Genomic DNA, 14,900 nt, shown 5'->3' on the forward strand with positions numbered 1-14,900 from the left:
AACCCAAGCTTCACAGCATTAAAAAAAACAGAATTAAGACGTAAAAAAGTACAGATGAAAGCACATACTAAGGAAACACAAGCCACAATGACGCCTGAAAAGGCTTTACAATTTTTAAAAGAAGGAAACGTAAGGTTTCAAAATAATTTAAAAGCGAATAGAAATTTACTTGAGCAAGTTAACGATACGAGTGAAGGGCAATTTCCTTTTGCGACAATTTTAAGTTGTATTGACTCTAGAGTTTCTGCAGAATTGGTATTCGATCAAGGTTTAGGAGATATTTTTAGTGTTCGTATTGCGGGTAACTTTGTAAATGAAGATATCTTAGGAAGTATGGAGTTTGCTTCAAAATTAGCCGGAACAAAATTAATTGTAGTTTTAGGACACACCAGCTGTGGTGCTATAAAAGGCGCTTGCGATGATGCTAAGCTTGGAAACTTAACCAAATTAATTGATAAGATTAAACCTGCTGTAGAAGCGGTAAAAGAACCTCAAGAGGCGAGTTTAAGAAACTCTAAAAATTTAGCCTTTGTAGATGAGGTTTCACATATGAATGTCGATTTAACCATAAAACGAATCCACAATGAGAGTCCTGTACTTTCAGAAATGGAACAAAATGGAGAAATAAAAATCATTGGGGCTATGTATGATGTTAATACAGGTGCCGTAGAATTTTATGAGGCCTAGAGTCCAATAAAATTTACTCATATAGAAATGTAAAGACAGCATGATCGTATAAGGTCATGCTGCCTTATTTATAATAGGACTGTTTTATAGCAGTAAGCGCTTATAAAAGAGATCATTTTACCATTGGCCTTGTCATATTTAGTACATTTGAATAGGCAACGTCCTAAACCAACCTAAACGAAACACTATGGATATAGCAGATGTATTTAAGAATAATGCCAATTGGATAAAGGGGAAACTGTCTCAGGATGCCGATTATTTTGAAACCTTAGGGAAAGGGCAAAAACCAGAGCTTTTATATATTGGTTGCTCAGATAGTAGAGTAACGGCCGAAGACCTTATGGGCTTAGGTCCAGGAGAGGCTTTTGTACATCGTAATATTGCCAATATGGTTGTGGGTACGGATGCTAATGGCATGTCTGTTGTTAATTATGCTGTTACCCATTTAAAGGTTAACCATGTTGTGGTATGTGGGCATTATGCTTGTGGTGGGGTCAAAGCCGCTATGGAGTCGTCCGATTTAGGGGTGCTCAATGGTTGGTTAAGAAATATAAGAGACGTTTACAGAATGCACAAGGAGGAGTTAAACGCCATAACTTGTGAAGAACAAAAATACGATCGCTTAGTAGAACTCAACGTCAAGGAGCAATGTGTTAACCTCATTAAAACCGCTGCCGTACAAAAGGCCTATCGAGACCGTGGGCTTAAAGTACATGGTTGGGTGTTTGATGTGCACACAGGAGAACTGATAGATCTTAAAATAGATTTTGAAAAGTATCTCAAAGATATCATGGAAATTTACCATTTAGATTAAGGTTTTACACTTATAAAATGCTTAATCCAATACCATAAAAAACATTAATTAAGAGGCTTCCGTGGTCTCTTCAGTCGTTTCCTTTTCTGTTGTTTCAGTAGCATCGTCTTCAGACTTTTTAATGATAGTAGGGAAAAGTAGTGGTGCTAAAGACTTAATAGGATTGTAAAGTACACTTTTATCTAAGTCGTCGTCTTCCATAAAAGGTAAGGTGTCGTTCATTTTGGCAAAGACGCCTAAAAGAACACTTAAGATAAGACCAATTTTTAAGGCGCCAAATACAGCACCCGCAAGTTTGTTAATGATCCCTAAAGCGGCAAAATCGGCCAGTTTGGTTAGGGCTTTTCCGGCCAAACTAATGGTAAGTACAATAACCACAAACGTAATGGCAAATGCCACAATATTAATCGTTTTTATATTCCAATCGACTTTAGCTTGAAGAAAATCAGAGGCAAAACCACTAAAGTGAATCGCTCCCCATACGCCTAAAACTAATGCAACTAAGGATGCAACTTCAACAAAGAAGCCCTTAAATAAACCGCGTATAAAGCCAAATAATAATAAGGCTGCTAAAATAATATCGATAACACTCATGCCATTGGTGGTTTAGACAAAAATACATGAATTTTTTAAGTTGAAAATCTAACCGTCTTCAAAAGCAAATGCCTTGAGTTAACATTATCAATCCTTTTTTAGGATTTGTAGCCCATAACCGAATTCAAGCTCTATAAGTTTATTAACTTTGAAGCTTTAAATGGTGTTGAAACTTTAAACAACACAACGATTTATATTAATTAAAGGATTTCCGTTTTTCGGAAAAAAATGAACATGGCAAGAGACGAACAATTAAAAGAACGATGGGATTTAGTGGTTGAAAAACTCTCTAATCAGTTTGCCGATGGCGACCGTTTAGACCTCGATTCCATTATTTATTTAATAGGGGTGCAAGAGTTAGGACAGTTGCACCGAGAGTATAAAAAAGACCATAAGTTAGACCTAATGCATATTGCCATTTGCAAAGTCTTAGAACCCTATGGGTTTTATGAATTTGATTATGTAGATGACGACGGTTGGCCGCATTATAAAGTATTAGCGCAATTGCCACACCTAAAAGCAGGAGAGCAAAGTATTCTTATGAAAGAAGCTATTGTGAACTACTTTTTGGAAGCTGAATATATTGATTAATTTTTAAAGTAAACGCCCAGAATTGCAGGTCTTGTAAAGGCCTCAGACGTTTAATTATAAAGGGTCATTAATAGTATAACGGAGTACAAATACGTGTCAATTTAAAGCAGAATTTACCAAGAGCGGTACAAAACTGAAATTTCAAGTTGAAAATAGCAATCCGAAAGCTTGCGGTATATCCTGTAATTTTTGTGTTTTTACGTTCATAATTCCTTAAATTTGCCACCTACTTTTAGAAACCATGATAGACAAGATAAAAGAACTTATAGCAGAAGCCGAAGCTTTTAAAGCCCAATCTAAAGAGGAAGTTGAAGCCTTCAGAATAAAATATTTAGGCTCAAAAGGCCATTTAAAAGCATTTTATGGCGAATTAAAAAACGTTGCGAATGATCAGAAGCGTGAATTCGGACAAATTATTAATGAGCTTAAAAACACCGCAGAGGCTAAGGTAAACACCTTAAAGGAAGCCTTAGAAAGTGCTGAGGAAGATAAAGGGATTTATGGCGACTTATCGCGCCCTAGTGAACCGATTGCCTTAGGTGCACGTCATCCAATCTCTATTGTTAAAAATGAAATTATAGATATCTTTTCTCGTATTGGTTTTAACGTTAGTGAAGGTCCAGAGATTGAAGATGATTGGCATAACTTTACCGCCTTAAACTTGCCAGAATACCATCCGGCACGCGATATGCAGGATACCTTTTTTATTCAAACTGATCCTGATATTTTATTGCGTACGCATACCAGTTCTGTTCAAGTGCGTTACATGGAGAATAATCAACCTCCTATTAGAACAATTTCTCCTGGACGTGTATACCGTAATGAAGCTATTTCGGCACGTGCGCACTGTTTCTTTCACCAAGTAGAAGGCTTGTATATTGATAAGGATGTAAGTTTTGCAGACTTAAAACAAACCCTTCAGTATTTTACCACAGAGATGTTTGGGAAATCTAAAATTAGATTGCGTCCATCTTACTTTCCATTTACAGAACCTAGTGCTGAGGTAGATGTGTATTGGGGACTAGAAACAGAAACCGATTACAAAATTACTAAAGGAACGGGTTGGTTAGAAATTATGGGTTGTGGTATGGTAGATCCTAACGTATTAGAAAACTGTGGTATTGATTCTAAAGAATACTCTGGTTTTGCTTTTGGTATGGGGATTGACCGTATTGCTATGTTATTAAATCAAATTAGCGATATTCGTTTATTAAGTGAAAATGATGTTCGTTTCTTAGAGCAATTTAAAAGTTCGCTTTAAGGTCTAAATAGTTTTTCGGTTGAATGTATAGCGAGATTTAAAGGTCGTAACGCATTTTTTCTTTTAAACGCATTAGATTCCATTCTAATTAAAATATTCTCAAGGGTTCTTATCGCATTATTGATATAAGGACCCTTGTTTAGCATTACACACTCTGCATAAGCCCCAAGCGTGGCATCACTAATCTCTGCACGAGTAGGAATGCCGGTTTTTGCTAAATTTTCTAAGACCTGTGTGGCCCAAATGACAGGAATATGAGCGGCTTCGCAAATCCATAAAATTTGATTTTGCACTTCAGAAATCCGTTCAAAACCGACCTCTACAGCAAGATCTCCACGGGCAATCATCACCCCAATACTGTTGTGTTTCATGCCTTCTAATAATATTTCAGGTAAGTTTTCAAAAGCCTCGACATTTTCAATCTTAAAAATCACTCCGAGATTGCTAGCGTTGTGAAGATGGAGTTGCTCAAATAAAAAGCTCACATCTTCCTTATTTCGGACAAAAGAATAGCCAAGCATATCGGCATGCGCACAGGCAAAAGGCAGATTGTTAATGTCCTTTTCGGTTAATGCCGGTAAGTTGTATTTGGTATGCGGAAGGTTAATTCCTTTTTCAGAAGAGAGTTTCGATTTGTAACAGTCCGTTATTAAAAGCTCTACATCGGCTTCCGATTTTTTAAGAACCTGAGCCTTAATCATACCATCATCAAAAAACACGACATCTTCGACTTTAATATCATCAATAATTTCATGAAGTAATACCCCAATTTCGGCTTTTTCAATTTGAGTATTGGTATGGTCAAATTTTGAGCCTTTACCTTTGGTACGGCGCTTGGTTAAGATAATATGATCGCCCTTTTTAATGGCGATACTGTGTTTTATTTTGCCATTATCATTTCTTATTTCTATGGTTGAGGTTCTAAATTTTGGACCCGCCAGATCCATATAAATTTTAATATTAAAATGCGTTTGGTTATTAATTTCCTTAATGTAGTTCACCATCTGCGTCCAATCTTCAATACTATCATGGCCTAGATTAATACGGGCTATTTCCATACCATTTTCTGCCATTTCTCTAATGATGGCCTTGTCTTTGGCAGCTTGTTTAGGCAGTGTAACCATTATTTCAGCAAAATGCTTGGTACGGTTTCTTTTAAAGAGGGCATTGGCATTTTTTTTAACCAATTTTTTACTTTTCTTATAGCCAATGACTTCCATATGCGAATGCTCCGGTACTGGCAAGCCTTGTAAAAGTTTAAGGTTTCTAACCACGTTAAAGATGTTGCTGTACACATAACCTTCTGACGTTCTGATAGACGAGACACCAACCTCGGAGAGATGGTCTTGGTATTTTCTTAAGTCGTAAGTACGGAGCATTAAATAGCGGCAAAGGTTTTTTGCACTAAGTTTATAGTTTTGATGTATTTCTGAGGTCACACGGTTAATATTGGACTCATTCGTTTCAAGCGTTTCTAAAATGGCTTCCAGTCCTTTAGTGAGTTTATTCAATTTCATAAGACAACAATTTTACACATCAATAAGCGCTGTAAAAGTACCGCCTTAAGGCGATTTAAATCATGATTTCCATCATAGTCTCAAGGGGGAGAAAGCCTAGAAAAAGAGATGTTTGTTTTAGAAATTAAGATGGGCTTTAGACGGTAAATACCGGATTTGTATTATTTTTGAAAATTGAATGAAAAAGTCGTGCCTTAAAGCCTGAGATTATGAAAAAAGATATTGAAATTCCAGAAGTAAAAGATGTTCATGTTGCTGTAGTGCAAGAAAAGCATTTGGAGTATAAAACCTTAGATTGGAATGCCTATATCATTAATAACAGTGATGAAGATTTAGAAACTGTACTTATTGTAGCACGAGGTTATAGTGATACAAAAATTACACCTGTAATGCGTCATACCATTGCTAAGCTACCAGGCAGAAGTTATGCAAAAATTGAGTTTTTACAAGAGAAGGTTTTGGCTTTAAATAACGAGTTTAAAATCACCTATTTTATAGGCAACCAAATGTTTGATAAAAGCTATTTGTTTAGAAAGAATACCATTAATGAAAACGCGTTACAGACGGTGCCGTTAATGCAGTTGAAGGGGATACTGGTAAAATAAAAAATTCCTGCCGAAGCAGGAATCTTAATGCGGTTATCTTAAAATTGACAAGGCTTAATCAAGTTTGTCAACTAATTTTTCAAAGACTTTTTTAGGGTTTTTGTTTTCATAAAGAATATCGTAAACGGCTTTAATAATCGGAAGCTGAGTTTTACGTTTATTTTTTTTGTTTAAATCGTGTGCACTTTTTGTCGCATAATACCCTTCAGCGACCATATTCATTTCCATTTGCGCAGATTTTACGGTATATCCTTTACCAATCATACTTCCAAACATACGGTTACGAGAAAAGACGGAATATCCTGTCACTAATAAATCCCCTAGATAGGCTGAGTTATTAATGTTTCGTTTCATCTTATGGCGCTTTTTAATAAAGCGTTTCATCTCACGGATGGCATTACTCATTAATACACTTTGGAAATTGTCGCCATAACCCAATCCATGGGCAATTCCGGCTGCAATTGCGTAGATGTTTTTTAGCATAACAGCATATTCAATACCAATAACATCATCGCTAGTTTTTGTCTTTATATAAGCACTAGAGAGGTTTTTAGCAATGGCTTCAGCCTTTTCTTTATCGGCACAAGAGATGGTAAGGTAAGATAGACGTTCTAAAGCAACTTCTTCTGCATGACACGGCCCTGCGATGACCGCAATATGATCAAAAGGAATTTTGTAAATATCGTGGAAATGTTCTCCAACTAATTTTCCAGACTCGGGCATAATGCCTTTTACGGCAGAAACAATAGTCTTATTGCTAATATCGACATTGAGTTGTTCTAATTCTGAATGAATAAATGCAGACGGAATAACAAAGATTAAGACATCGGCCCATGCTGCAATTTCATTAATGTCATTGCTTAATTTTAATTGTTCTGTATGAAACTCTACTGAACTTAAATAACTCGGGTTATGCTGCTCTTTTAAGAGGTGCTCTTTGGTGTAAGCGCTTCGCATATACCAACCAATTTCATCTAAATTCTCGCTGAGCATTTTTACAATTGCTGTTGCCCAACTTCCGGCGCCAAAAACGGCATATTTTTTAGTGTCACTCATAGTGATAGATTCAATTTTGTACTTCAAAAATACGGAAAATTAAGGGAAAAATCTTTGCGGAATTCTGTTATGTTCGCGTTAAACTCTCCGTGTTTATAGGACTTTAAAGCCTTTTCGGATTTATAATCTTTGTTGTTGTGAAATTTGATAAATAAGTTTTGGCACGTGTTTTGAAACGCTATAGATGATAACGATTTAAAATCATATGCTTATGAGAACTGCAAAACTACTTTTAGGATTCGCTTTTATAGCCACGTTTTTCACTTCGTGTTATACGGAGGAGGTTTACGTTAATGAACAGCCTGTAATGTCTATAAATGAGCTGTTAAACGCTTATGAATTATGGTATGTAGATATCAATGCAACTCAAGGCTATGGGGAAACCCCTTTTTTACAAATGGCCTTTACGGTAAGTTTTATCAATGGTCATTTATACGCCAATAATAATTTAGTTGGTTTTGGGAGCCAAGGGAATGGTTATGGTGTGCATATAGGAAGTTATGACGCTTATGGCGCCATCTTAGATACGGATCATGTTATTGATGGTTATGATAGTTTTGATGTTTATCAAGTTGATTACAATACCATTGAATTATTTAACCCTTATAACAATACCTCTTATTTTTTACACGGTTACCAGAAGTCTACGTTTGATTATAACTTTGTGTTTTACGATAATATTCATTATTTTCTACAGGAATATGACGCTTGGGAGAAAACCTATACCAGTCATCATGGTGCGTTAAATGACTTTGATAGCGAAAACTATTTGCAGTTTTTAGCAGGAGGAAATGATGATACGTTTAGAAGCTCTCAGGACTTTAATGTGTATAACACCAATGCTATTTATTGGGATTTTATTGGCGATTATAGTGTGGGGAATATTTCAGGGAGTAGTTACCTTAAAACATTAACATTAGATTATGATTACTTCGACAATGAATTCTTCGAACTTACCGTTATTAATGATAGTACTATAGAGTTGTATCATGCTAGTTCTGGGACAACTTATCGTTTTAAAGGTCGTGGTTATATTGCTTATTACAGAAGTTCTGATGCGGACGGAAAATCGGCAAATACCGAATTAGACCGTAAAAAACGAAAACAACAAACAGCGAAAGTAGAGAATACAAGAACCAATACACGAAGCTAAATTTGGTTGGTTATTTAGCTTCGAGGTACTCATCCGGATATTAGTTTTGGATGAGTACTTTTTTTTTGTGGCCTTATCAATACTTCGCCTAGGGATACACCAAAAAAAATCCAACACAGAACGTGTTGGATTTTTAATTTTAAGGTCAATGGATTTTAAACTTCTGTATTTACCCATTTGTATAGGGTAGCATAAAGCTCATCTTTTATTATCGGTTTAGAGAGGAATCCTAAACAGCCTTTTTGGTAGCAACGTTCCTTTTCATCGGGCATAGAATAGGCCGTTTGCATGATAATCTTAGCCTTTGGATTGATATTTAAAATTTTACCCATAGCTTCAATACCACTCATAGTAGGCATTCTAATATCTAGTAAAACAACATCAATTTGTTCGGTTTCTCTGTAGATTTCTACAGCTTCCCAACCTGTTTTAGCAAAGAGAACGTTGGCCTCAGTATCCTTTAATACAATTTTGAATAATAATCGTATTAGGGAGTCGTCTTCAGCAATTAAAATCGTTTTTCCTTTTAAGAAATTCTTTTCTTTAGGAAGTGTGGCTTGTGTAGGCTCTGCACTAGACTCGGCATACTTTACAGGAATAGTAAATTCAAATAAGGTACCTTTATGTTCTTCAGAACTGACTGTGATATCACCGCCTAATAAGGTTAGGATACCTTTACAAATGGTAAGGCCTAAGCCGGTCCCACCGTACTTGGCATTGCTTTCGTAATTGAGTTGCTTAAAGCGTTCAAAAATCTCTAATTGCTTGCTCTTTTTAATGCCCATCCCATTATCTTGAACAAAGAACTTTATTTCATTTTCTACGAGGTCGAATCCAAAGGAAATTTCTCCCTTTTCTGAGAATTTTAAGGCGTTGTTTAAAAGGTTAGAAACTACTTGCTGTAAGCGTTGCCCATCCGTAATAATGCGTAAATTCTCAATAGGAATATGGGTTCTAAAGACAATGTCTTTTTTATGCTTCGCAATTTTTAACTGGTTATAGGTAATCTCTAAATTGGCAATTAAGCTAGAGATGTTACACTCTTTAAACGTCACTTTTAACTCGTTAGACTCTATTTTTGCAATATCAATGATGTCATCAATAAGGTTAAGGAGTTGCTTAGAGTTACCATCTATAATTTCTAAATATTTAAAGCGTTCTTCTTTGGTTAAACTATCGTTCTTCAACAATTCAGAAAATCCTAGAACCCCATTCATTGGAGTTCTAATTTCATGACTCATATTGGCTAGGAAATAGTTTTTATGAAGATTGGCTTCTTCTGCTATTTTTCTAGCATTGATAAGTTCTACCTCGGCATTTTTTTGCTGGGTAATATCTTGTGCAGCACCTCTTAAGCCAATAATTTCTCCTTCTTTATTCTTCACAGCTTCCCCTTGAGCCTTAATCCAGACTTCTTGGTTTTCAACATTATAAAGACAGAGTTCTAACTCGTAAGGAACACCTTGTTTTTGTGTTTTTTCTACGGCTTCAGACAAGCGTTTCCAACTTTCTTCAGTAAAAATATCTTGTTGCTCAATGTAGGTTGGTGGAGGGGTGTTAGGATCTATTCCAAAAATATTAAAGAGTTGACCCGTCCATGTCACAGCGTTGGTGTTGATATCTAAATACCAGCCACCAACACTAGTTAATTCTTGAACTCTATTAAGTTCGTTTTCACTTTTACTTAAGGCTTCTTCTTTATTTTTTAGATCGGTATAATCCGAAATGGTTCCTGCAAATTCTCCTTTTTTAGGAGAGAAAATATTAATAAAATAGTGTTTGTTAGACTCCGGTACATAGGTTTCAAAGATTTGGTTTTCGCCCGTTAAAGCTGTTTTACCATATTTTGCGATCCAATTGTTAGGGTCGTCTTTTAACTCCGGACGCAGGTCTAAAATGCGTTTGCCTAGGATGTCTTCGGTTTTTAAATTTAGGATTTTTTCAAAAGCCGGATTAATATCGATGTACTCCCAATCAACAGGTTCATCTTTCTCATTGGTGATAATCTTAGCATGCATAAAACCTTCATTAAGGTTTCTAAACAGCTTCTGGTACTTTCTACCCGTTTCAACAAGTTGTAATTCCGTTTCTTTGAGCTTATTAATATTGTTAAGCGTAATTACAACCCCATTAATAAGTTTATTAGAGGTTATAAATGGGCTAATACGTAATAAGTAGTGGTTACCATTTTGGTCGTTTACCTGTTTTTCAACGATTTTTAATTTCTCTAAAACATACTTTGAATCTTCTATAATGGAGTTTCTAGTATCTTCTTTAAAATTCGATGTAAAGCTTGATAGCGTGCGGCCTAAGTCTACTTCATCTAAATTAAATACCGCTTTTAGCGCTGGTGTAAATTTTCTAATTCTTAAATCGGTATCTAAGAATAGTGTCGCAATTTGGGTATTGTCTAAAAGGTTGGTAATATCATTATTAAGATTGGTAAGCTCCTTATTTTTTTCTTGCATTTCGGTGTTTACCGTATACAATTCTTCGTTTACAGATTGCAACTCCTCATTGGTACTCTGAAGTTCTTCATTAGAAGCCATCAGTTCTTCGTTAGAAGATTGCAGCTCTTCATTACTGGTCTCTAGCTCTTCAATAGCATTTTGTAACTCGGTCTTCGCAATTTTAAGTGCCGTTTCTAGGTCTTCTAATCGTTGGTTAGAAACTTCATCTAAATCAATATTCGCTAAAACAAGTGGCGTGCTATTGGTTATAGGAACATCATTAGTGAATTCAATTAAATAACAATTATTGAGGTCTTCATAATTCTGAGATTTATGAAATTTTAAGTCGAAGGTGTAGCTCTGACCCGCAATATCATTAGTAATACCTTCAATAACAACATCTTCCTTTGAGGCTTCTACACGTCGTATACCACTTCTAATGATGATCGCAATATCTGGACTTACCATTTTTAATAAGTTATTCTGAAAGATTCCAGAATTGTGTGATAAGCGTTTTCCGGCATCGCCATTAATGAATAAAATATTGAAATCTTCATCAATAAAGATGGATGCTGGACTAAATTTCTGACTTAAATATTTATGAAAAATAAGTTCAGGACTTTCCTTTAAACTTACAGGAGGCGTGCTCCGTGGTGTTTCGGGGTGTTTATAAGAAAGCGTAGTAATCCGATCTAAATTAGAACTGTGTGACGGAATTTGTTTTGCAAGCGCAATATTCTGAAAAATCTTCCATTTCACATCAATGGTCTTAAAAAGCTTAGCCGTTTCACCTAAAGATTCGCTATTCCCTAAAAATAAATAAGAGTACTGATTTAAGGCGAATTGAAAATTATACATCACCTTCTTTTGAATTTTAGAATCAAAATAGATGAGTAGGTTTCTACATGAAATAAGATCCATTTTTATGAATGGGGGATCTTTAATTAGGTTGTGATTAGAAAAGACAATTTTTTCGCGGACACGTTTTATAATCTGAATTTTATCGCCGTGTTTAATGAAATACTGATCGAGATAAGGTTTTTCTATTTCATTAATAATATTAACATGGTAGACCCCAATACTGGCAATCGCCAACGCTCTTGGGTCAATATCAGTCGCAAATATTTTATACTCTAAATTAATTTGATGGGTACGCAAATAATTGTCTATTAACATGGCTAAAGAGTAAACCTCTTCGCCTGTAGAACAACCGGCCACCCAAACGCGTATGGTGTTTTCTCTATTTTTGTTTTTACAGATTTCAGGAATCACCTTATTCTTTAACTGTTCGAAGGCTTCCGTATCTCTAAAAAAGCGGGTAACCCCAATTAAAAAATCTTCCTTTAAGGATTGTTGTTCGTTAACATTGCTACTTAAAAATGTGGCATAGTCGTAAACATGTTCAATATTATTAATGTTCATTCGCTTTTCAATACGTCGTAAAAGCGTATTCTTTTTATACTCTCTAAAATCTATACCAGAGAATTTAAAAACGATAGTTAGGATGTCGTTAATTAAGGTTTCGTTTGAAGGATGTTTATTAAAATCTTCACGAAGTAATGGTCTACTTAAAGGATTTTTATGGATAATCTCTGCAATTTTCGGAGGACTTAAAATATAGTCTGGGGTATTTGTTGAAATTGCCGAATTTGGCATGCCGTCAAACTGTGCCGTTAAAGGATCTTGAACAATGATTGTACCACCACCCTCTTTAATGGTTTTAATACCTCTAGAACCATCTGAGCCCGTTCCCGATAAAATAACGCCAATAGAATGGTCTTTATACTCTTCACCCAAGGTATGGAAAAAGATATCTATAGGCAGGTTTAGATTATGTTTAGGCCCTTTGTCTAACAAGTAGAGTTGCGTGCCTTTGATATGCAAATTTTTACTCCTTTGGTTGAGGTAAATACAATTTGGTTTTATAGTTTGCTTATCCTCGGCCGTAAAAATGGGCATTTTGGTGTGCTTACTTAAGAGCTCTGGCATAAGACTTTTAAAGTCTAAGGATAGATGCTGAATGATGATAAAGGCCATTCCGGTGTCACTAGGTATATGATCAAAAAGGTTTTGAATGGCGTCTAAACCACCGGCAGAAGCACCAATACCAACAACGTAAAATTTTGGGTCGTTATTTTTCATTTATTCTAAACTATATAAGAGGTCATTATCAGAGCACTTCTCAAATACCTATAGAATTGTAGAAGTACAAGTGGTTAATATTAAAAGCGTTTTATAGATCTACGTAAAAAACCGTAATGTGGGTTTTATAACGTAAAAAAAGGATAAGATTTAATCCTGAATTGCCCATTTCTAACCGTGTTATCCTTTGGGATGTTTACATTAGAATGGTCACGGAATGGTTACAAGATTAACGGTTTGTAGAGTTGTGTAGACGCCTTTTCATCATAACGTAGTTTAAGGTATCTACAAATGCGATTGCTTTTTGTTGGATTCTTAAATTGAGATGTTTTTACGAGATAGCTATAGCTAAAGCGCATTCCGTTCTTTAATTTACAACCTATAGCGTTGCAGGCTATGGTGGCAAACATTGTTGATAAATACAAAGTTGTAGGACTACAATTTGAATCAGAATAGGTCATGAAGAAGGTCTAAAAGGTTCAAATATAACGATAAAATCAGTTACTTCAACGATGATTTATATTAAGTGTAGATTATGAATTGTTAATTAAATATAATGATATCAATAAGATAGCGGGTTTTGTCTTGTAGGGTAATACGTACTTGTAAGATTATAAGTCTGTTATTACTTTTTCTAGCGCCTCAAAGTTATAAGGTTTGGCCACAATATTTTTTTTAGCATCTAATAAAAAATAAGTTGGCGTTGCAGAAATCCCATAGGTTTTCACAATTGGATTCTCCCACTTATTAAGTCCTTTGGTATGAATAAACATAGGATACTGTTTAATTTCTTTGTCCCAATGGCTCTTCTCATTCTCTAAACCAAAGGCTACAACCTTTAATTCTGGATGGTTGGCCACTAATTTTTTTACTTGAGGTAATTCATTTAAACAATGGCTACAGGTGCTACTCCAAAAAATTAATAAATAATGTTTTGCGCCTTCTAACTGATGTAAACTTGTTTTCCTGTCGCTTAATTGAATTTCAAAATCTGGAGCTAAGGCACCAAGGTGTGTGTTTTTATAAGCAATAAGCATCCCTTCTAAATCTATATTTTTTGTTTGCTTTGCCAATTCTAAAAGGTAAGTGTCTGTTATATAATTGGCCATGTTAGCATGGTCTAAGTCCACAAAGGTTTGCCAAAGCATTTGTAATAAGCTGGTTTTAATACTTAAATCGTCATTACCAATAGAGGTTGCAACATCGTCTATATGCGATTTGTAAACGCTTTCATTAGGGTTCATAACCATATTAAACACGTAGGCGGTGACACGGTCGGTTAAATAAGAAGAACTCTGTAATAAGGCATCGCTAAAATCTACTTGACTTAAAAAATGAGCCTTTAAATGTTTAGAGTAGGTACTTATATCTTCGTAATTTGTTGGAATATAAGGTCTGTTGGCTTTAATAAAACGGGCTACCAATTTTCCTTCTGCTAATTCTTCATACGCCGTTTGTGTGTCTTTGAGGGTTTTAAATATGGCCTGAAAACCTTTCTTGTCTTTATTCTTTTTTCCGTAATAATTACTAATAGTTTGGTTAATCATATCCATACTCTTAAGATAAGAGTCCCAAAGTTTATTTTCTTCGGAAATGGTAAATTGAACGCCTTTTTCTAAACTGAAATTGAAAGCAACCTGTTCCTTTCCATCATAAATAAAGTCGAAATTATTCTCCTCAGGAGGCGTGGCATAAACAATTTTATAAATCCCTGGGGTTAGCGTAGAATCTAAATCAATTTTAAAATGGCCTTCGGCATCTAATTGACCTCGGTCTACATAATTAGCACTTTCTGGAGTAGCATGGTAAAGAAAAGCATAGCTATAATCTTCAGCAGGCGTAAATGTCCCTTCTACACTTTGAGCAAATGTTAAAACGGGTAAAACTAATAGGAGGACAAGTAAGTTTTTCATGATGTGTAGTCTTTTCAAATTCTAGGCTAAAGGGCGCAATGTGTAATGCCTTAGGTCTTGTTGTAAAAGTAACGGATATATTCGACTTCAAAATAATCAGTTTTAAATATTTAACAG

At 35.3% G+C, this 14,900-nt stretch carries 11 protein-coding genes; 6 read left to right on the top strand and 5 right to left on the bottom strand.

Translation table 11 applies throughout. The features are described 5' to 3' along the window. Positions 1–54 precede the first annotated feature (54 nt). Positions 55–687 carry a carbonic anhydrase family protein gene (locus ACFQ13_RS14760; protein WP_386118674.1) on the top strand — a complete coding sequence of 211 codons (633 nt, stop codon included), beginning with the start codon at positions 55–57 and terminating at the stop codon, positions 685–687. Between the two features lie 187 nt (positions 688–874). Continuing rightward, complete coding sequence (locus tag ACFQ13_RS14765) at positions 875–1,501, top strand: carbonic anhydrase (RefSeq protein WP_386118675.1); 627 nt, start codon at positions 875–877, stop codon at positions 1,499–1,501. 48 nt (positions 1,502–1,549) lie between these two features. Here ACFQ13_RS14765 and ACFQ13_RS14770 read toward each other — a convergent pair whose 3' ends face one another. Continuing rightward, complete coding sequence (locus tag ACFQ13_RS14770) at positions 1,550–2,095, bottom strand: CvpA family protein (RefSeq protein ID WP_386118677.1); 546 nt, start codon at positions 2,093–2,095, stop codon at positions 1,550–1,552. A gap of 234 nt (positions 2,096–2,329) precedes the next feature. On the opposite strand from ACFQ13_RS14770, the gene ACFQ13_RS14775 reads away from it, so the two are divergent. Next, the gene (locus ACFQ13_RS14775) at positions 2,330–2,686 is read left to right on the top strand and encodes a hypothetical protein (RefSeq protein ID WP_114308661.1); all 357 of its coding nucleotides are present in this window, start codon (positions 2,330–2,332) and stop codon (positions 2,684–2,686) included. A 241-nt stretch (positions 2,687–2,927) separates the two neighbouring features. Further along, the gene (gene pheS / locus ACFQ13_RS14780) at positions 2,928–3,947 is read left to right on the top strand and encodes a phenylalanine--tRNA ligase subunit alpha (protein ID WP_114308271.1); all 1,020 of its coding nucleotides are present in this window, start codon (positions 2,928–2,930) and stop codon (positions 3,945–3,947) included. Here pheS and ACFQ13_RS14785 read toward each other — a convergent pair. After that, positions 3,944–5,464: a pyruvate kinase gene (locus tag ACFQ13_RS14785; protein WP_386118679.1), complete on the bottom strand. Its 1,521-nt coding sequence runs from the start codon at positions 5,462–5,464 to the stop codon at positions 3,944–3,946. The two genes, pheS and ACFQ13_RS14785, sit on opposite strands and share 4 nt — an antisense overlap. Before the next feature lie 209 nt (positions 5,465–5,673). Between ACFQ13_RS14785 and ACFQ13_RS14790 the strand changes: the two genes are divergently transcribed. Further along, a complete protein-coding gene (locus tag ACFQ13_RS14790) occupies positions 5,674–6,069 on the top strand; it encodes a hypothetical protein (protein WP_386118682.1) in 396 nt (131 codons plus the stop codon). 54 nt (positions 6,070–6,123) lie between these two features. Here the strand turns inward: ACFQ13_RS14790 and ACFQ13_RS14795 are convergent, their stop codons facing one another. Continuing rightward, positions 6,124–7,125, bottom strand: coding sequence for an NAD(P)H-dependent glycerol-3-phosphate dehydrogenase (locus tag ACFQ13_RS14795; RefSeq protein ID WP_386118683.1), 1,002 nt, complete (start codon positions 7,123–7,125; stop codon positions 6,124–6,126). Between the two features lie 211 nt (positions 7,126–7,336). Between ACFQ13_RS14795 and ACFQ13_RS14800 the strand changes: the two genes are divergently transcribed. Continuing rightward, positions 7,337–8,278, top strand: a complete 942-nt coding sequence (locus ACFQ13_RS14800) for a nicotinic acid mononucleotide adenyltransferase (RefSeq protein ID WP_386118685.1) — start codon at positions 7,337–7,339, stop codon at positions 8,276–8,278. 155 nt (positions 8,279–8,433) lie between these two features. Here the strand turns inward: ACFQ13_RS14800 and ACFQ13_RS14805 are convergent, their stop codons facing one another. Together ACFQ13_RS14805 and ACFQ13_RS14810 are read right to left on the bottom strand one after the other, a co-directional pair. Next, complete coding sequence (locus ACFQ13_RS14805; RefSeq protein ID WP_386118686.1) at positions 8,434–12,870, bottom strand: CheR family methyltransferase; 4,437 nt, start codon at positions 12,868–12,870, stop codon at positions 8,434–8,436. Positions 12,871–13,481: 611 nt separating this feature from the next. Further along, positions 13,482–14,783 (bottom strand): TlpA family protein disulfide reductase, encoded by a 1,302-nt coding sequence (locus tag ACFQ13_RS14810; RefSeq protein WP_386118688.1) that lies wholly within the window; start codon positions 14,781–14,783, stop codon positions 13,482–13,484. Positions 14,784–14,900 lie beyond the last annotated feature (117 nt).

The organism is Winogradskyella rapida (genome assembly GCF_042675845.1).
GTDB lineage: Bacteria > Bacteroidota > Bacteroidia > Flavobacteriales > Flavobacteriaceae > Winogradskyella > Winogradskyella rapida.